The 18,749-nt window shown below is 63.7% G+C and carries 11 protein-coding genes; 9 read left to right on the forward strand and 2 right to left on the reverse strand.

What is annotated here, in order from left to right:
- Positions 1 to 100: 100 nt before the first annotated feature.
- From HJ583_RS10545 to HJ583_RS10575, 7 genes are all read left to right on the forward strand, one after another.
- Positions 101 to 2,134, forward strand: coding sequence for a methyl-accepting chemotaxis protein (locus tag HJ583_RS10545; protein ID WP_170021860.1), 2,034 nt, complete (start codon positions 101 to 103; stop codon positions 2,132 to 2,134).
- Positions 2,135 to 2,335: 201 nt separating this feature from the next.
- Positions 2,336 to 4,381 carry a YgiQ family radical SAM protein gene (locus tag HJ583_RS10550; protein WP_217423388.1) on the forward strand — a complete coding sequence of 682 codons (2,046 nt, stop codon included), beginning with the start codon at positions 2,336 to 2,338 and terminating at the stop codon, positions 4,379 to 4,381.
- A gap of 90 nt (positions 4,382 to 4,471) precedes the next feature.
- Positions 4,472 to 6,502 carry an ATP-binding protein gene (locus HJ583_RS10555; RefSeq protein WP_170021862.1) on the forward strand — a complete coding sequence of 677 codons (2,031 nt, stop codon included), beginning with the start codon at positions 4,472 to 4,474 and terminating at the stop codon, positions 6,500 to 6,502.
- A gap of 145 nt (positions 6,503 to 6,647) precedes the next feature.
- Entirely contained in the window at positions 6,648 to 7,793 is a 1,146-nt protein-coding gene (locus tag HJ583_RS10560) for a pectinesterase family protein (protein WP_170021863.1), read from the forward strand.
- A 214-nt stretch (positions 7,794 to 8,007) separates the two neighbouring features.
- Entirely contained in the window at positions 8,008 to 8,958 is a 951-nt protein-coding gene (locus HJ583_RS10565; protein ID WP_170021864.1) for a glycosyltransferase family 2 protein, read from the forward strand.
- Positions 8,955 to 9,335, forward strand: a complete 381-nt coding sequence (locus HJ583_RS10570) for a GtrA family protein (protein ID WP_170021865.1) — start codon at positions 8,955 to 8,957, stop codon at positions 9,333 to 9,335. The genes HJ583_RS10565 and HJ583_RS10570 overlap by 4 nt, the downstream gene beginning before the upstream one ends.
- Positions 9,336 to 9,337: 2 nt before the next feature.
- Positions 9,338 to 10,006, forward strand: coding sequence for an alpha/beta hydrolase (locus HJ583_RS10575; protein WP_170021866.1), 669 nt, complete (start codon positions 9,338 to 9,340; stop codon positions 10,004 to 10,006).
- A gap of 51 nt (positions 10,007 to 10,057) precedes the next feature.
- Here the strand turns inward: HJ583_RS10575 and HJ583_RS10580 are convergent, their stop codons facing one another.
- Positions 10,058 to 11,320, reverse strand: a complete 1,263-nt coding sequence (locus HJ583_RS10580; protein ID WP_328824876.1) for a Dol-P-Glc:Glc(2)Man(9)GlcNAc(2)-PP-Dol alpha-1,2-glucosyltransferase — start codon at positions 11,318 to 11,320, stop codon at positions 10,058 to 10,060.
- Between the two features lie 312 nt (positions 11,321 to 11,632).
- Here HJ583_RS10580 and HJ583_RS10585 point away from each other — a divergent pair, with 312 nt between their 5' ends.
- Entirely contained in the window at positions 11,633 to 16,753 is a 5,121-nt protein-coding gene (locus tag HJ583_RS10585) for an alpha-2-macroglobulin family protein (protein ID WP_170021868.1), read from the forward strand.
- A 14-nt stretch (positions 16,754 to 16,767) separates the two neighbouring features.
- Entirely contained in the window at positions 16,768 to 17,364 is a 597-nt protein-coding gene (locus HJ583_RS10590) for a response regulator (RefSeq protein WP_170021869.1), read from the forward strand.
- 213 nt (positions 17,365 to 17,577) lie between these two features.
- On the opposite strand, the gene HJ583_RS10595 is transcribed toward HJ583_RS10590, so the two are convergent.
- Positions 17,578 to 18,681 carry a sugar kinase gene (locus HJ583_RS10595; protein ID WP_170021870.1) on the reverse strand — a complete coding sequence of 368 codons (1,104 nt, stop codon included), beginning with the start codon at positions 18,679 to 18,681 and terminating at the stop codon, positions 17,578 to 17,580.
- Between the last annotated feature and the right edge of the window lie 68 nt (positions 18,682 to 18,749).

The raw sequence follows: 18,749 nt of genomic DNA on the forward strand, positions 1-18,749 counted from the left end.
ACTCCAAGCCATAAAATTTCTGCCCGAACCGCTGGCTCAGGGTTTTCCCACAACGGCCGTTAAAGCAGACGTATCCCTGTTTGCTGCCGGAGCCCTGCGCATGAAAACCCTGCTCGCGCCACTGCTGCGCCTGTTTAAGCACCTGAACTGGAATCTCAAGTTCGCCATCGTGGGCAGCTTTGCCCTGATCGTGATGGTTCTGCTGGTGAGCCTTTCCAGCAGCCATGAGTTCCGTACATGGCAAACCGCCAAGGCCGAGCGAGAAGGCCTCGCGATGTTCGAGCCCACCCTGGAATTCCTGCTCCTGCTGCAGCAACACCGCGGCATGAGCGCCGGCGCGCTCGGCGGCAATGCCGCCATGCGCGCAGGGCTCGACAAGAAAACCCCGGAAGTCGAGCAAGCCGCACGTGCCTTTGCCAGCGCGGCCCAGGCCACCCCGGCAGCATGGGCGCTACAACAACCGGCCAGAACCATCATGGACGACTGGCAGAAGCTGCGTGAAGGCGGCATTGCCCTGCCCGGCCCACAGAATTTTGCTGCCCACACCCAGACCATCAACGCCCTGATCAAGCTGGTGCAACAACTCAATGACGTATCCGGTCTAGCGCTCGATCCGGAAGCGCACACCTACTACGCGATTGCCGCGCTGACCATGTACATGCCGGAAGTCACCGAACGCCTGGGCAAGCTGCGTGGCGCCGCCAACGGCATCCTCGCCGCCAAGCAGATCAACGACAACCAGCGCGAAGCCCTCTCGGCCCTGTCGGGCGAGCTCGCACTGATGTGGCAACAGATGCGCTCCGCGCTGCACTTCGCAAGCCAGCAGGATGCTGACGCGCGCAAGCACTTCGAGACCTTCTCTGCGCAGATGGACACAGAAGTGGCAGAAGCCCGCAAACTCACCCGCGAAGAGGTGCTCAGCGCACGTTTCGGCATCGAACCAGCCGAGTGGTGGAAGCGCCTGACCGACTCGATCGGGCTACTGGTGAAGGACGGCAAGGGTTATTACCTGCCGCGCCTGCGCGAGCAGCTCGACGCGCGGGCCAGTTCAGCAGGCCGCATGATGCTGCTGGTGATCGGCGGCAGCGGGGCCGGCGCCTTGCTGCTGCTACTCGGGCTGGCCACGCTCTATCACAGCCTGCGTGAAGGGCTGGACGAACTCTCGGCAGGCACCCAAGCCATGAGCCAGGGCGACTTCACCCAGCGCATGGCACTCGATAGCCGCGACGAGCTGGGCTGCGTGGCCACTGGCTTCAACACCATGTGCGACCGGGTAGAAGATGTGCTGCGAATGGTGCAAAACGACGCCCAACACTTGCAGACGGCCGCAGCTGCGCTCACTGCAGGCGCGGCCAAGGTCAGCGATGACGCGGAACAGCAGTCCAGCTCGGCATCCGCCATGGCCGCTGCGGTGGAGCAGATGTCGGTCAGTCTGGGCGAGATTTCACACTACGCCGGGGATACCGAATCGGCCTCCTCCGAATCACGCCAGCGAGCCACCGAAAGCAATCAGATGGTGAGCCAGGTCGTCACTGAAATGAGCAGTATCGCCAGCGTGGTCGAAGGCTCGGCGGCCTCGATCCGCAAGCTGGGCGAACGCTCCGAAGAGATCGCTCACATGATCTCGGTGATCCGCGAAATCGCCGACCAGACCAATCTTCTGGCCCTCAATGCCGCCATCGAAGCTGCCCGTGCGGGAGAGCAAGGGCGTGGCTTCGCGGTGGTGGCCGACGAGGTACGCAAGCTCGCCGAACGCACCACCCAGGCTTCCAACGAGATCGTCCGTACAGTCAATGCTATCCGCCAGGATACGGCCGCCGCCGCGGCAGGCATGGAACAGGGCGTCGCCCGCGTGCAGCAGGGCAGCCAGCTCAGCGCAGCCTCAGGGGAACGCATGCTGGCCGTATGCAGCAGCGCGGATCGCGTGCTGGCTTCAGTTGCCGAGATCAACACGGCCCTGCGCGAGCACCGCAGCACCAACGAAAGCGTGGCCCAGAACGTGGAACACATCGCCCGCATGTCCGAGCACGTATATGCCGAGGTCAGCGAAGCGGCCCGTACCGCAAGCGAGCTCAACAAGCTCGCCGACGAGTTGCTGCGTTCCGTTGCAAACTTCCGCGTGCGCACACGCTGAAGCGCCCCTCAAGGAATCATCCGGCGCCACGGGGCTGAGCCCCGTGCTGCCAGGCGCCGGCGTGACAAGAGTCCACACCTTGCGCAGGGCTTCCTGCAAGGCTTTCACGGGTAGAATCGCGGCCTGATGCAAACCGATCCCCGCCCCCTCGCCAGCTGGCCGCGCCACCGCCCAAAACTGAAGCCCGCCCCCTTCTTTCCGATGAGTCGCAAGGAGATGGACGCGCTCGGCTGGGACAGCTGCGACATCATCCTCGTCACCGGCGACGCCTACCTCGATCACCCCAGCTTCGGCATGGCGCTGATCGGGCGTCTGCTCGAGACGCAGGGCTTTCGCGTCGGCATCATCAGCCAGCCGGACTGGCTCTCGGCCGAGCCCTTCCGTGCCCTTGGGAAACCGAATCTGTATTTCGGCGTCACCGCCGGCAACATGGATTCGATGATCAACCGCTACACGGCGGACCGCAAGCCGCGCTCGGACGACGCCTACACGCCGGACGCCGCCGCCGGCAAGCGGCCGGATCGCGCAGTCACCGTGTATGCCCAGCGCGCCCGCGAAGCCTTCCCCGGCGTGCCGGTGATCATCGGCAGCATCGAGGCCAGCCTGCGCCGCATCGCCCATTACGATTACTGGAGCGACAAGGTGCGCCGCTCCGTGCTGCCGGACTCCAAGGCCGACATGCTGATCTTCGGCAGCGCCGAGCGCGCGCTAGTCGAGCTCTCGCATCGTCTGGCAGCAGGCGAGTCCATCGACTCGATCCGCGATCTGCGCGGCACCGCCTTCATGGTCAAGAAGAACTGGCTGCCGGACGAGGAATGGAGCGAGATCGATTCGCTGAGTCTGGACAAGCCGGGCCGCGTTGATCCGCATCCTGATCCTTACGCGATGGAGCCGCAACAGACCGCGACGGCGCCGAATGCCGATGGCTCGCTGCCGGTGCAGATCGTGCCCGCCGCCGCACGCGTCGCGGCGCGTAAGGCCGCCCGCGCCAAGACGGTGGTGCGCCTGGCAAGCTATGAAGCCATCTGTGACGACCGCGTGCTCTACGCCCACAACTCACGTGTGTTCCATCTGGAATCCAATCCGGGTAACGCCCGCGCGCTGCGCCAGACCCATGGCGAGCGCGATGTGTGGCTCAATCCGCCGCCAATTCCGCTCACCACAGAGGAGATGGACTACGTCTTCGACGCGCCCTTCGCCCGTGCGCCGCACCCGAGCTACGGCAAGGCGCGCATCCCGGCCTGGGAGATGATCCGCTTCTCGATCAACATCATGCGCGGCTGCTTCGGCGGCTGCACCTTCTGCTCGATCACCGAGCACGAAGGGCGCATCATCCAGAGCCGCTCGCACGAATCGATCCTGAAAGAGATCGAGGAGATCCGCGACAAGATTCCTGAATTCCGCGGGCATATCTCGGACCTCGGTGGGCCGACCGCCAACATGTACCGCATGGCCTGCAAGGATCCGAAGATCGAGACTTCCTGTCGGCGCCTCTCATGCGTGTATCCAGGCATCTGCGAGAACCTCAACACCAGCCACGACTCGCTGATCGAGCTGTACCGCAAGGCGCGCGCGATTCCCGGGGTGAAGAAGATCACCATCGGTTCGGGGTTGAGATACGACCTCGCGGTGCGCTCGCCGGAATACGTCAAGGAACTAGTGACCCACCACGTCTCGGGCCTCCTGAAGATCGCCCCCGAGCACACAGAGGAAGGCCCGCTTTCCAAGATGATGAAGCCGGGCATCGGCACGTTCGAACGTTTCCGTAAGATGTTCGACAAGTATTCCAAGGAAGCCGGCAAGACCCAGCATCTGGTGCCCTACTTCATCGCCGCCCACCCCGGCACCGCGGACGAGGACATGCTGAACCTCGCCCTGTGGCTTAAGCAGAACAATTTCCGCCCGGATCAGGTGCAGGCCTTCACGCCCACGCCACTGGCGATGGCCACAGCCATGTATTACTCGCGCAAGAATCCGCTGAGGAAAGTCTCCCAGGATTCGGAAGACGTGGAAACCCCGCGTCTGGCCAAACAACGCAAGCTGCACAAGGCGCTGCTGCGTTATCACGACCCGGACAACCATGAGCTGATCCGCGAATTTCTCGTCGACATCAATCGCCGTGATCTGATCGGCAGCAGCCCGCACCAGCTGGTGCCGCGCGCCAGCGCCATGCTTCAGCGCCCAGGGCCCGGCAAAGCACCTCAGCGCCCGGGAAGTGCGGTAAAAAGTCACAGACCTCGCAAATGAATTGCGAAATTTGACGTATTTGCCATATCTGTCAAATCAGGCAGGTAAAAACCGCGGCTAGACTGGAGCATCGCCACTTCTGGACTCCGCATGCGCTCGCCGCATCTACTCGCCCGCCGCCTGTTCCGCCAGCTTCTGCCGGCCTATCTGCTCCTGGCAGCGGCGCTCACCGCGCTGCAACTGTTCACCCTGTACGGCTCCACCCGCCAGGCCATTGATGGCGAACTCAACTACCTCGCACGCGCTTTCTCACCCAGTCTGGGCGAAGCGCTGTGGGCCATGGACCGACGCCAGCTGGCCGATCTCGCCGCCGGCATCGAACGCTCGCCAGTGGTCAGCGCCATCCGCATCAGCGACGAAGCCGGCCGCGTGCTGATCTGGGCAGGGAATCTCGATGCCCGCCAACCTGCTGGAATGACGCCACTGCGCGTAGCGCTGGAGCACGCAGTGCCCGGCGCGGACGCCATCACGGTCGGTCACTTCGAGCTGTACTCCAGTCACGCCCTGGTGCTCGCGCAGATGCGTTACAGCCTGCTGGCCACCCTGCTCAACTCCTTCGTCATGGCAGCCGCGCTGTGGGCCCTCTTCTACTGGATCATCCACCGCGAGCTGTCGCAGCCACTGGCCGCCATGGCCGAAGCCTTGCGCCACTGGCGCAAGGGCGCGGCAGGTGAAATGGCCCAGCCCGCATATCCACACCGTGATGAACTGGGCAGTCTGCTGGCCGCTTTTGCCGAGGCGCGCAGCCGTCTCGATACCAGCCTGCAGGCGCTGGCCACGCTGAATACCGGTCTCGAAAACGAAGTCGGCCGACGCACCCAGGAGCTCAGCGAAGCCAAGCAACGTCTGGAGCTGAGCCTGGCCGCGGGGCGCCTGGGCTGCTGGGAATGGGAGCTGGACTCGGGCCGCAACCGTTTCGATGCGCGCTGGAAACAGATGCTCGGCTACGTCGATACGGAGCTGGAGGAGTCGCTCGACACGTTTACCGCATTGGTCCACCGGGACGACCTGCCCCGCCTCATGACGGCAGCACAGGCCCTCACCTCAGGCAAGATCGAACAATACCGCGTGGACATGCGCATGCGCTGCAAGAGTGGCGAATACCGCTGGATCCAGAGCTGCGGCGAAGTCACCGCGCGCTCAGCCGACGGCACGGCACGCCGCCTCTCCGGCACGCATCAGGACATCACCGAGCGCAAGCAAGCCGAGCAGGCCCTGCTTGAAGCCCATGCCGAAAACGCCCGCATGCTCTCCACGGCCAATGCCTCGCTGAGCCAGCGCGTGGCCGAGCGCACGCGCGAGCTCGAAGCCGCCAACCAGTCTCTGCGGGAGACGCTCTCACGCCTAGAGTCCACGCACCTTCAGCTCGCGCAGAGCGAGAAGCTCGCCACCCTCGGCAAGCTGGTGGCGCTCTTCGCTCATGACATCAGCAACCCGATCAGCAACAGCTGGATGGCCAGCGGCATCCTGGATGAAAACCTCGCCAGCGTCCGCCGCAAGCAGGCAGAGGGCACCCTGCGCCAGCGCGATCTCAGCGATTTCCTCGATACCGTCAGCGAAGCCCGCAAACTGCTCGACCGCAATCTCGAGCGTGCCCATGAGTTGCTCGAAGGCTTCAAGGACATGGCGCTGGATCAAGCCACCTCGATGCGCCGCCAGATCATGCTGCGCAGCTGGCTGGAGCAGCTTGGCTACACCCTCTCCCCCATGTTCAAGGGACGTGGCACACGTCTTGAATTCAACATCCCGCCAGATCTGGAGCTCGACACCAGCCCCGGCCCGCTGGCCCAGGTCATCACCAATCTGGTCAGCAATGCCCTCACCCATGCCTTTCCAGCCGGCAATGCCGGCGATGACACGCAGCAGATCCGCATCGAAGCCAAGCGGGATGAAACTGGCTGCGCCTGCCTGCAGATCAGCGACAACGGCAGTGGCATGAGCCCCGAAGTCCAGGCGCGCATCTTCGAACCCTTCTTCACAACGCGTGCCGGCCAGGGTGGTACCGGACTCGGTCTCGATATCGTGCGCAACATCGTCGAAGACACGCTGGGCGGCCAGATCGAAGTACACAGCACGCCCGGCGCCGGCAGCCAGTTCCACATCCGCCTGCCCGGCGCCTGAGCCCGCTGGCCCCCGCAAGCCTGCAAAAACCGATAAAGACTCCATTTGTTACCGATATCAGAACTATAATCGCGTGACCGGAAACATCCGGCCCAGAGCCTGAAAAAGGCCAATCACGTTTCACAACGGACTTTTGGAGACAAACATGCAATCAAGCCACCGCCTTACCGGCGCGCTGGCGCTCGTGGCTGCCAGCCTGCTGGCCAGCCCGGGTGCCCTCGCCGTCAGCTCCACCACCGCCCGCCCGCAACTGAGCAGTACGGCAGCGGCCGGCTACACGATCTCGAAGTACATGGCCCAGGCCGGCACCATCGGCTCGCTCACGACGGATAACTGGGATCCCACTGGCGGCGTTGGCGCCATCAGTGGCTTCACTGCCAACTACAAGGTCGCCGCCGACGGCAGCGCCAGCTACACCACCATCCAGGCCGCCATCAACGCCGCCGTATCGGCGGGCGGCACGAGCCGCAAGTACATCAGCGTGAAGGCCGGCACCTACAAGGAAGTAGTGTGCATCCCGTCTTCCGCCCCACCGATCACGCTCTACGGTCTGGACGCCAGCGCTGGCAACACAGTGCTTCACTACAACAATTCCAACCTGACGCCAAAATCCACCGGCACCGCCACCTCCAAGTGCGCCAGCAATGCCTCGGCCACCACCGTCGGCACCAGTGACAGTGCCAGCTTCACGGTGATGTCCAAAGACTTCCGCGCCCGCAACCTGACTTTCAAGAACAGCTACACCGAGGGCAGCTACAGCGGCAGCAACCAATCCGCCCTGGCCTTATCGGTGCGCGGCGACAAGGCGATCTTCGAGAACGTGCAGGTGATCGGCAATCAGGACACCCTGTTCATTGGCTCAACCAGCTACAGCACGGTAATCCGCGCCTTCTTCAAGTCGAGCTTCGTGCAGGGGGATGTGGACTTCATCTTTGGCCACGGTACCGCTGCTTTCTACGGCTGCACGATCCAGTACACCGGCGCGCGTCTGGGCGCCTCGGCCACCAGCTACATTTTTGCCCCCAGCACCCAGTCGACCAACAGCTACGGCTTCCTGGTCACCAACAGCACGCTGAACTCCACCGGCAGCGCGGGCACCGGCAAGACTTATCTGGGTCGAAACTGGGCGCAATCGGGCGCCAAAGGCCAACTGGTGATACGTGACACAGCCATCGGCGCGCATGTCCGCATCACCGATCCCTGGGCGGCCGGCACCAATGGCGCAGCCTATTCCAGCTCAACCGCCCGTTTCTGGGAATACAACAATTCCGGAACCGGCAGCGGCAACTGAGCCGCCTTCCACCGCTTGACTCCTCCTGCCTAAGTGCAGTTGATTGGCCCGGTGGCTCAACGCCGCCGGGCCCTTTTTTTGACGGTCTCAAGCCCGCGTGCAAAAAAACAACGGCCCTTGGTCGGGCGGAAGCGATGCTGCAGCGCACGCCTGCCCCAAGGTCTGGCCAGCTCGCTATGATCTGCCCCACACTAGACTTGCCCGGATAGCCAGCATGAACACCCGTCGCCGCATCTCCCTCGTCATCCCCTTCTACAACGAAGAAGAAAACGTCGACAACACGCTGGCCGTGATCGGCAAGGTGATCGACAGCACCCGCTACGACTGGGAACTGGTCGCCATCAATGACGGCAGTCGCGACCAGACCCTGGCCAAGCTGCATGCCGCCAATCCGGAAAACTTCGAGCTGGTGGTGGTGGATCTGTCGCGCAACTTCGGCAAGGAGGCCGCGCTTTCCGCCGGCCTGTCGCAAGCCTCCGGCGACGCCGTGATCCCGCTCGACGCAGACCTGCAGGATCCGCCCGAGATGATCGCGGCGATGCTGGAAAAATGGGAACAGGGCTTCGAAGTGGTGCTCGCCCGCCGCTCGGACCGCAGCAGCGACGGCTTCCTCAAGCGCCAGTCCGCCGAAGGTTTCTACCGCGTGATGAACCGCCTCTCGGAAGTGAAGATTCCGGATAACGTCGGCGACTTCCGCCTGATGGACCGCCGCGTGGTCGAAGTCGTCGCCAACCTGCCCGAGAGCCGCCGCTTCATGAAGGGCCTGTTCGCCTGGGCCGGTTTCCGCACCACCAGCATTGATTACATCCGCCCCGAGCGCGAATTCGGCGAAACCAAGTTCTCCGGCTGGAAGCTGTGGAACCTCGCCGTGGAAGGCATTACCTCCTTCTCGATTGCGCCGCTGAAGATCTGGACCTATGTCGGTTTCCTCGTCGCACTGGGCGCCTTCCTCTACGGCAGCGTGGTGATCGCGCGCACCCTGTTCTTCGGCATCGATGTGCCCGGCTATGCCTCCTTGCTGACCGTGATGCTGTTCATGTCCGGCCTGCAACTGATCGGCCTCGGGGTGATCGGCGAATATGTCGGCCGCGTCTATCTGGAAAGCAAGCGCCGCCCGCCCTTCGTGATCCGCTCGGTGGAGCAGCGCGGCCGGAAATCCGCATGATCCGCGCCGAATTCCCGCGCTTCCTGCGTTTCTGTGCGGTCGGGGTCGCCAATACAGGCGTGCACATGCTCATCGTGCTGACGCTGGCCGAGCTGCTGCACTGGCCGCCCCCCCTGGCCAACGCCATGGCATTTTTAGGCGCTAACCTGTTCTCCTACATCCTCAACAGCCGCTGGACCTTCGCCACGATGAAGGGCGACGCCTCCCGCTATCCGCGTTTTCTGGCCGTGTCGCTGGTCGGCCTGGCGATTTCCTGGGCCAGTGTTGAACTGGCCATGCTCGCCGGCCTGCATTACCTGTTCGGCGTAGTGGGCTCGGTGCTGCTGGTGGCGGTCAGCGGCTACATCCTCAACCGCCTGTTCGTATTCCGCCACTGAAGATGGACTTTCCCTGCCTGATCCGCCGCCCGGAAACTCCGCCGCAGCATCGCCCGCCGCTGCTGGTTCTGCTGCACGGCAAGGGCGCCAACGAGGAAGACCTGTTCAGCATCGCCCGCCATACCGATCCGCGCTTCGTGGTCGCCAGCCTGCGTGCGCCGCACGAGATGGCGCCCGGCTACTACCGCTGGTACGAGCGCACTGGCACACCGCAAGGCAGCGTGTTCGACGAAGCCGAGATCGAGGCCAGCCGCATCTGGCTGGTGCAGGCCGTGAATGACCTGGTCATGGGGCTGGGCGCGGATCGGCGCCAGGTACATCTGTTCGGCTTCAGCCAGGGTGCCGCCATGGCTCTGGCCATGGCGCTGACCTCGCCGCAACATGTGCGTAGTGTGGTGAGCATCGCCGGACGTCTGTTGCGCGCCTGTGCACCGCTGGCCGCGCCACCCTCGGCGCTAGCCCACCTGAGCGTCCTGCTGCAACACGGCAGCCAGGATGATCTGGTGCCGCATGCCGAGTCTGCGCTGGCCTGCCAGCTCTTCGCCGAGCTCGGCGTCAAACAAGGTTTCAAGAGCTACCATGCCGGCCACACCATCAGCCCGGCCATGCTCAAGGATGCGCTGGACTTTCTGCGCGTCCAGCTCGACGCCGACACGCCATCTGCATCCTGAAAAAAAGGCCGCCAGGCAAGCGCTGGCAGCCGTGTTGCGGGGCCGTGCGGCTCAGATGAAGAACAGGCGCGTCACCGAGCCGAACAACATGAAGGCCGACATCAGGATCCCATAGATCAGCGCAAAGTTCTCCCAGCGCTCACTCATCAGCGGCCGCCACAGCACGAACAGCAACAGCGCCGGCACGTAGTAGCGCGGCTCGATCAGCGGATGCATCGCCGCCGAGGCGATGGCGGCCGGATACAGCCAGTTCAAACGTGCGTCCGGCATGCGCGTCACACATGCGGTCAGCACCATCCAGGCCACCGGCAGGAAGGCCAGCACACGGAAGGTGAAGCTCTGGGTCAGCCAGTACAGCAACTCGTTGTGCAACCACCAGCGCAGGTGTTCCTGATTGTAGGGATGCGGGTTGGTGTAGGTGCCCATGTAGAGCAGAAAGCCCGCCAGCAGCATCAGCACCACGGCCGGGCGGCGTGCCATCAGATCGAGAATGCGCGGCACGGCCTGCAGGTTGTGGGGCAGAAAAATCACCCAGCTCCAGATCAGGAAGCTGTAGATGTTGCCGGGATTAACCCCTTCCTGATGGAAGGATCGATCGCCCACTGCCACGCCCTTGTTCCAGATCACGAAGGCCACCACCACGCCGAGCAGCAACAGCAGCGGCCAGGCCTTGCACAAGGTATTCAGCAGCAGGCGACGCAGCATCGCGCGCCAGTGTTCGAGCTTCACCCCATCCAGCATCACCAGCCACAACATCAGCGCCGACCAGATGATGGTGTCCTGACGCAGCACGAAGGCAATGGCGCCGGCCACACCGGCCCACAGCAGGCGCCCGCTCAGCGCACACATGGCCGTGGCGAGCACGGCTGCCGCCGCCCAGGCATCGGTGTACATCATGAAATAGAAGGGGAAGAGCAGCGGGAAGTACCACAGCTGCAAGACCCTCCTGCCCGCTTCCGCCGGCATCTGCCGGACCAGCATGTACCAGCCGATCCAAGGCAGGCTCAGGGCCCCCACCAGGGTCACCGTCCGGTGCATCTGGTCGTGATAGAAATGCAACGCTTGCGCCACCAGCGCCAGCACGGCGTGGTAGGTCGGGATCATGGTGATGTTGTCAAGGATCTCCCAGTTGCCGGCATACATGTGCCAGATCTGCGCGCCGTGAAAACCTTCGTCGGACAACAGGCCGGCCTGGGTGCCCACCAGAGCCAGACCGAACACTGCTCCGATCAGGATGCAGATTCCGGCCGTCCAGCTGCTCCACTGCCCTGCCACATTTCCGGGCCTGCTCTCGCCCGCCTGCATTGCCTGCACTGCCAAGATCCGTCTCCCCGCTTGTTATGTGTGCCCGGCGCCGTTGATCAACACGGCGCCAGAAGGCCTTTCCAGAAGGCTGCCCATACTACCAGCCACCTGCTTTGAACACATGCCGCAGCGCGGCGCAAGCGACCAGACGTCGCTGCATGCAACAAACGCAAGCGCCCCCCCACTGCCGTCCGTCGCAGACTGTTCTGCCCTGCCCTTCAGGCCCCGGCTCGCACAGGAAGGGCGGTGGCAAAATTGCCCTATTCCAAGCACGCCAGCCCGCCCGCGCGGTATCCGGCGCTCATCCCCGGGGATTCCAGCATGACCAGGCACAAACTTCTCGCCGCAATTGCGGCCGCATTCATTGCCCTTGCCGCGATGGCCGGCTGGTGGTGGAAGACGCAGCGTACCCCTCAGATGATCGGTGGCGATGCCGTGATCGCCCAGGCTGATGGCCCCTTTGAAGCTAATACCTGCCAATCCCGCCTGTTCGAAGACCAGCCCGCCCTGGCCGTCGTTTTTTCAGAGCCGGTAGCAAGCGGCCAATCCTTCGACAAGCTGCTGCAGGTGGTGGATCTGGGCCGCATTGATGGCGCAGCAGACAACAGCAGCGAACAAACCTCCAGCCAGGGTCCGGCCCAGAACGGCAAGGCCAGCAGCAACGAGAAAATCCTACCCGGCAGCTGGGTGATCGGCAGCAACCCGCGCGTACTGTTCTTCCCCTACATCAAGCCGCAACGCAATTACCGCATCCGCATCGCAGCCGAGTTCAAGGCCGCCGCCGGCGCCAAACTCGTGGCAGCCAAGGAGTGTGACGTTGCCAGCGAGGAAATGCCGCCCTCCTTCTTCTTCGCCAGCAAGGGAACGGTACTGCCCGCAAAACAGAACGGCGGCCTGCCGGTGGTGACAGTGAACGTGCCGGAGGTGGACGTGCAGTTCCTGCGCGTGGAACCGGCGCAGATGCCACGCTTCATCGAAACCGTGCTGGGCGTACGCCATCAGGGTCCGAGCTACGATGGTGACGAGGAAGGCGAGTGCTACGACTGCTATGGCTATGAGGGCGACAACAGCAAGCTCAAGGGCCGCAGCTGGAGTTACCAGCTCGACCGCCTGCGCGAGGTGTCCAGCAGCGTGTACATGGGCCGCTTTCTGACCAGCGACAAACCCAACGCGCGCAAGGTGACCCACCTGCCGGTCGAGACCATCAAGGAGCTGCAGGAGCCCGGCATCTACATCGCGGTGATGAGCCAGCCCGGCCGCTTCCGTGACGACTACCAGACGACCTACTTCTACGTCAGCGACATCGGCCTGCACGCGCGCCGCAATGCGCAGCAGCTGGACGTCTTCACTACCTCGCTGGCCAGCGGCAAGGCGCTCGGGGACATTGAAGTGGAAGTGCTCGACGCCAATGGCAAACGCGTCGCCAATGGCCGCGTTAACGGCGATGGTCACGCAGCCCTGGCCGGCGTACCGAGCGATGCGCGCCTGCTGCTGGCGCGTCGTGGCAAGGAAATGTCGCTGGTCGCCCTGCAGGAGCCGGCGCTGGATCTCTCGGAGTTCGATACCGGCGGCCATCAGCCCAACCGCAACAAGCTCTTCGTGTATGCCGGACGCGATCTCTACCGCCCCGGCGAGAGCTTCGAAGTCTCCATCCTGGCCCGCGACGCAGACGGCCATGTGCAGCCGCCCCAGCCCTTGCAGGCCACCCTGCAACGCCCGGATGGGAAGAGCGTGCTGACCCAGAGCTGGCAGCCAGACAGCAAGCTGCCCGGTTACTTCCGCCAGCGCATCAGCCTGCCGGCTGACGCCCAGACCGGCAGCTGGAGCCTCGCGCTGCGCAGCGACCCAGCCGCCAAGGCGGCCGACAAGGTGTGGAGCTTCCAGGTAGAGGAATTCCTGCCCGAGCGCATGAAGCTCCAGCTGCGTAACGACCAGCCCCTGCTGCTGGCAGACGCGGACTTCAGCGTCGCCGTGCAGGGGGATTACCTCTTCGGTGCGCCGGCCGCCGGCAACCGCCTGCTCGGCAGCGTGGCCACCGAACGCGAGCTCAATCCGCTGGCTGCCAAGTGGCCCAACTTCATCTTCGGTGACTTTGCTGACGATAGCCGCAAACGCCGTGCCGAGCTCGACGAAAGCGCCCTCGACGAGCAGGGCAAGGCCCGCGTCGAGGTGCCCTTCGATGCCAGCGGCGCGCGCTCGCCACTCACCGTGCGCGCCAGCTTCAGCCTGCTCGAATCCGGTGGCCGCCCGGTTGTGCGCTCGATCGAGCGCACCTGGTGGCCGGCCGCCCAGCTCATCGGCGTGCGCCCGGCCTTCGATCGCAACGTAGCCCGCGAGAGCAGCCCGGCCGAGTTCGAGCTGATCCGCGTCGGCACGGATGGCAAGTTCGCCCCGCTCAACGAGGCCGCCTTCCGTCTCTACCGCGAGGATCGCCAGTACTACTGGCGCTTTGATGACCAGAAAGGCTGGCACTCCGGCTTTACCGAAACCGAAGAACTCGAACAGGCCGGCAAGCTGGTGCTCAAGCAGCCTGGCAAGCTTTCCCTGCCGGTCGGCTATGGCCGCTATCGGCTGGAAGTGACGGACGCCAGCACCGGCATGACGCTGCGCTATCGCTTCTACGCCGGCTGGGGTGCTCAGGAAGCCGAGGATCTCGGCAACCGGCCGGACCGCGTCCAGCTCAAGCTCGAAGGTGCACCGGTCAAGGAAGGTGACAGCGTGAAGCTCAACATCGTGCCACCGCACGATGGCGAAGCGCTGGTCACGGTCGAAGCGGACAAGGTGCTGTGGAGCCGCCGCATCAGCGTCTCGGCCAGCGGCAGCAGCCTCACGATCCCGGTCGACAAGAGCTGGAGCCGCCACGACCTCTACATCTCGGTGCTCGCCTTCCGCCCCGGCAGCCAGGGCGACCGCGTCACCCCGGCGCGCGCGCTGGGCCTGATCCACCTGCCTCTACAGCGTGAGGAGCGGCGCCTGAAAGTGGCCCTGACGGCGCCGGCCAAAGTCCTGCCCGAGCAGAAAACCACAGTGAAGGTAAAGGTCGACGGCGCCGCCGGCAAGCAGGCCATGGTCACACTCTCGGCCGTGGATGTCGGCATCCTAAACATCACCAACTTCAAGACGCCCGCCCCCTTTGACTTCTTCTTCGGCAAGCATCGCTACGCGCCCGATCTGCTGGACCTCTACGGCAAGCTGATCGAGAAGATGGATGGCGATCGCGGCAAGCTCAAATGGGGCGGTGACGCCGGCAAGCGCGACACCCAGAGCATGCCCAAGAAGGTCAAGCTGGTGGATCTCTTCTCCGGGCCGGTGCTGCTCGATGCCAAGGGTGAGGCCAGCATCACGATGGACATTCCGGACTTCAACGGAACCCTGCGCCTGATGGCGGTAGCCTCCACCGCTGACAACTACGGCGCCGCCGAGCGCGAAATGATCGTTGCCGCGCCCATCGTGGCCGAACTCGCCATGCCACGCTTCATCGCGCCGGGCGATCAGGCCACCATCGCGCTGGATGTCACCAACCTCTCTGGCAGCGTTCAGGACATCAGCATCCGCCTGTCCGCCGCCAGCCCGCTGGCGATCCGCGACGGCGAACGCAAGCTGAGCCTGCGCGACAAGCAGCGCCAGACCTTGCGCTTCACCGCCGAGCCCACCGACGCGATCGGTCTAGCCCGTATCCGCCTCGAAGTGAAGGGCAGTGGTGCCAAGCCCATCAGCATCGTGCGTGAAGCCGCCCTGCAGGTGCAGCCTCCGCTGCCGCTGATGCGCGAAGTACGGCGCGCGAAGATCGAGCCAGACGGCAACTTCAAGCTCGACCCGGCCCTGGTCGAGAAGTATTTCCGCGGCTCCAGCACGCTCTCGGTCACCGTTTCCGCCAAGCCGCCGCTGAACGTGAATAGCATCGTCAAGGGTCTGCTGAACTACCCCTACGGCTGCCTGGAGCAGACGACCAGTGCGGCCTATCCTCATGTCTTCATCGACGAAGTGGCAGGCAAGGCTTTTGGCATTGAGCCGCGCAGCCGTGAAGAGCGCGCCCGTTTCATCGAGGGCGCCATCGGCCGCATCGCCGGCATGCAGGGCGCCAAGGGCGGCTTCAATCTGTGGGGTAGCGGTCCCTACGAAACCTGGCTCACCGCCTATGTCAGCGGCTTCCTGCTGGACGCCCGCGCCCAGGGCTTCACGGTGCCCGACGCGATGCTCAAGAACGCACAGGACTGGATGCTCACCACCCTGCAAAGCGCACCGAACAACTTCCCGAGCCTGCCTGCCACACTCAAGCCGGATGAGAATGGCCGCTACAAGCGTCAGGACTACGAGCTCTTGCGCAACAGCCACCAGCGCTTTGCCGAGATGGCCCACCTAGCCTACATGCTGGCACGTGAGCAGAAAGCGCCGCTGGCCACCCTGCGCATCCTGCACGACCAGTACCGCGATCGCGCCAAGTCCCCCCTGCCCCTGATCCACCTTGCGCTGGCCCTGCAGCAGATGGGTGACGCCGCAAGGGCCAAGGTGGCGCTGGATGAAGCCGTGAATCGCCGCTACGGCATCCAGCCCGAGAACTACAGCCCCTGGCTCGGCGACTATGGCAGTCGTAGCCGCGACCTGGCCCTGAGCTACGCCCTGCTGGTGCGCCATAAAGTAGCCCATCCACGTCGCGAAAACCTGCTCTTCGATCTGGCCGACAGCCTTGGCAGCCGTTCCTATTTGTCGACGCAGGAACGCCTCGCGCTATTCCTCGCCGCCCAGTCCCAGGGCACGGCGGAAGGCAGTGGCGAATGGACAGCACTGCTCAGGCAGGGCGAGCGCACGGACACCCTCAGCTCGAAGCGCGACGAAATGCGCAACGTGGATATCGCCGCGCTGGCCAAAGGCATTGCGATCGAGAACAAGGGCAGCGCACCGCTCTTCATCGAAATCGAGGCCGCCGGCTATCCGCTCAAGCCGCCCACTCCGAAGGACGACCAGATCAAGCTCAGCCGTGAGTGGTTCAATACCGACGGCAGCGCCTGGAAGGGTGGTCCGCTACGCACCGGTGACATGCTCATCGCGCGGATCACCGCCACGGCCTGGCAGACGATCGAGGACGGCATGATCATCGACCACATCCCGGCCGGGCTGGAAATCGAGAACCTGAACCTGTCACAAGGGCCGCAGGCTTCCGAATTCAGCGTGGGCGGTGTGAACGTGGCCGAGGCCATGAGCGACGAGCGCATCCGTCACCGCGAGTTCCGCGATGACCGTTTCGTCGCCGCCGTGAAGCTGGGCGCCAACAAGCTAACGCTCTTCTATCTGTTGCGCGTGGTGACACCGGGCACTTACGGCGTCCCCGCAAGCTTCGCTGAAGACATGTACCGCCCCGAGCTGCGCGGGGTGGGCAACAGTTCTCCGGTCATCCGGGTCATCGACCCGAAGACCGCGGACAAGACACCGACTGCAGACTGAAACGGAACACCACCATGGGCATTCTCGACACCCTCAAATCCATCCTCGCCAAAACTCCGGCACCGGCTACGCCGGAGGCCGAAAGCAACAGCGGCGGCGCCGAGATCCTGCCATTGCCGCTTGAGCGCCGCTCCCGCCCGCGCGTGAATGCCCGTGACGGTACCAAAGTGCTGATCATTGATGACTCACCGACCATCGTTGCCGTGTTCCGCAAGATCCTGCGCACCGCTGGCTACGTGGTGCTGGAGGCTCTGGATGCCGAGCAAGGCCTCGAGATCGCCCGCCAGGACAAACCGGAGCTGATCTTTCTGGATATTGTGCTGCCGGGCATGAACGGCTTCGCAGCCCTGCGCCATCTGCGGCGTGACCCGCTCACACGCGAGATTCCAGTGATCATGATCAGTGGCAACGAGCAAGCGACCGAGCAATTCTTCGGCACCCGCATCGGCGCTGACGACTTCATGAAGAAGCCTTTCTCCCGCTATGAAGTGTTTGCCCGCATCGAACGCCTGCTCGACGCTGAGCTGATCCCACGCCGTGTCTCCGCCCCGCCCTCGCGCGAGGCAATGCTGGCCCCGGTCGAGAACCCGCTCCAGCAACAGGCGCTCTGAGTCTCCTGCCTGTAAAGAACAAGCCCGCAGCGTTTTCGCTGCGGGCTTTTTTACGCATCACTCATTCAAGGCCCGAAAAGCAAAAAGCCCGCAGGCTTGCGACCTGCGGGCTTTTTATTTTCTGTACTCAAACAACAGATTTGTGCTGGGCGCGTAGTGAGCGGAATCAGGCTTGGTACAAGCTTTTCCCGCGCAGTAACACCCTGCGCAAATTTAGCGAATGACGCGAGCGCCCTTGCCCTTCATTGCAGCTTCAACTTCTTCCACGCGCACCATGGAGGTGTCACCCGGGGTGGACATGGCCAGCGCGCCGTGAGCTGCGCCGTATTCGACGGCAGCTTGCGGGCCCTTGCCTTCCAGGAAGCCATAGGCCAGACCGGAAGCGAAACCGTCACCACCGCCGACGCGGTCATAGATTTCCAGGTTTTCGCGCTTCATGGACTGATACAGCTCGCCCTGGTAGTAGCACAGTGCGGACCAGTCGTTGATCGTCGCGGTCTTGGCGTTGCGCAGGGTGGTGGCAGCCACCTTGAAGTTCGGGAATTCAGCCACAGCAGCCTGAATCATCTTCTTGAAGCTCTCGGTTTCGATGTTGGTCAGGTGCTCGTCGGCGCCTTCCACTTCGAAGCCCAGGCAGGCGGTGAAGTCTTCTTCGTTACCGATCATCACATCGCAGTACTTGGCGATGTTGCGGTTGATCTTCTGTGCGCCTTCCTTGCCACCCTGGCTCTTCCACAGGGAAGCGCGGTAGTTCAGGTCATAGGCCACGACGGTGCCATACTTGTTGGCGACTTCCACGGCTTCGATCACGGCTTCAGCAGTGTTCGAGGCCAGCGCAGCAAAGATACCGCCGGTCTGGAACCAACGCACGCCTTCTTCGCCGAACAGCTTTTCCCAGTTCACTTCACCCGGGCGGATTTGCGAGGCAGCCGAGTGGCCACGATCGGAACAACCCAGCGCCGGACGGATGCCGAAGCCCTTTTCGGTGAAGTTCAGGCCGACGCGGGTGTTCTTGCCCAGGCCATCGAAATCGCGCCAGATGACGTGGGACATGTCCACGCCGCCCTGCATGATGAAGTCTTCAACCAGCCAGCCCAGATCGTTCTTCGGCAGAGCGGTCACGACGGCAGCGCGCTTGCCCCAGCACTTCTTCATGGCGCGAGCGACGTTGTACTCGCCGCCGCCTTCCCACACCTGGAACTGGCGGGAGTTGCGCACGCGGCCAAAACCCGGGTCGAAACGCAACATGACTTCACCGAAGGACACGCAGTCCCACTTGGTTTCGGCGGCAGACTTGATGATCAGTTCAGACGACATTTTTTATCCTGTAAATGATTTGGAGTGGATCTTGCACTGCGGGCCGCACAGCTTGCGCTGAGCGGCCC

The sequence above is a fragment of the Uliginosibacterium aquaticum genome (genome assembly GCF_012972705.2).
Taxonomy (GTDB): domain Bacteria; phylum Pseudomonadota; class Gammaproteobacteria; order Burkholderiales; family Rhodocyclaceae; genus Uliginosibacterium; species Uliginosibacterium aquaticum.

Coding starts and splice junctions, on each gene's coding strand:
- HJ583_RS10595 (WP_170021870.1), bottom strand. CDS start 18,681: ATGTCGTCTGAACTGATCATCAAGTCTGCCGCCGAAACCAAGTGGGAC.
- HJ583_RS10545 (WP_170021860.1), top strand. CDS start 101: ATGAAAACCCTGCTCGCGCCACTGCTGCGCCTGTTTAAGCACCTGAAC.
- HJ583_RS10565 (WP_170021864.1), top strand. CDS start 8,008: ATGAACACCCGTCGCCGCATCTCCCTCGTCATCCCCTTCTACAACGAA.
- HJ583_RS10550 (WP_217423388.1), top strand. CDS start 2,336: ATGAGTCGCAAGGAGATGGACGCGCTCGGCTGGGACAGCTGCGACATC.
- HJ583_RS10575 (WP_170021866.1), top strand. CDS start 9,338: ATGGACTTTCCCTGCCTGATCCGCCGCCCGGAAACTCCGCCGCAGCAT.
- HJ583_RS10570 (WP_170021865.1), top strand. CDS start 8,955: ATGATCCGCGCCGAATTCCCGCGCTTCCTGCGTTTCTGTGCGGTCGGG.
- HJ583_RS10555 (WP_170021862.1), top strand. CDS start 4,472: ATGCGCTCGCCGCATCTACTCGCCCGCCGCCTGTTCCGCCAGCTTCTG.
- HJ583_RS10560 (WP_170021863.1), top strand. CDS start 6,648: ATGCAATCAAGCCACCGCCTTACCGGCGCGCTGGCGCTCGTGGCTGCC.
- HJ583_RS10590 (WP_170021869.1), top strand. CDS start 16,768: ATGGGCATTCTCGACACCCTCAAATCCATCCTCGCCAAAACTCCGGCA.
- HJ583_RS10585 (WP_170021868.1), top strand. CDS start 11,633: ATGACCAGGCACAAACTTCTCGCCGCAATTGCGGCCGCATTCATTGCC.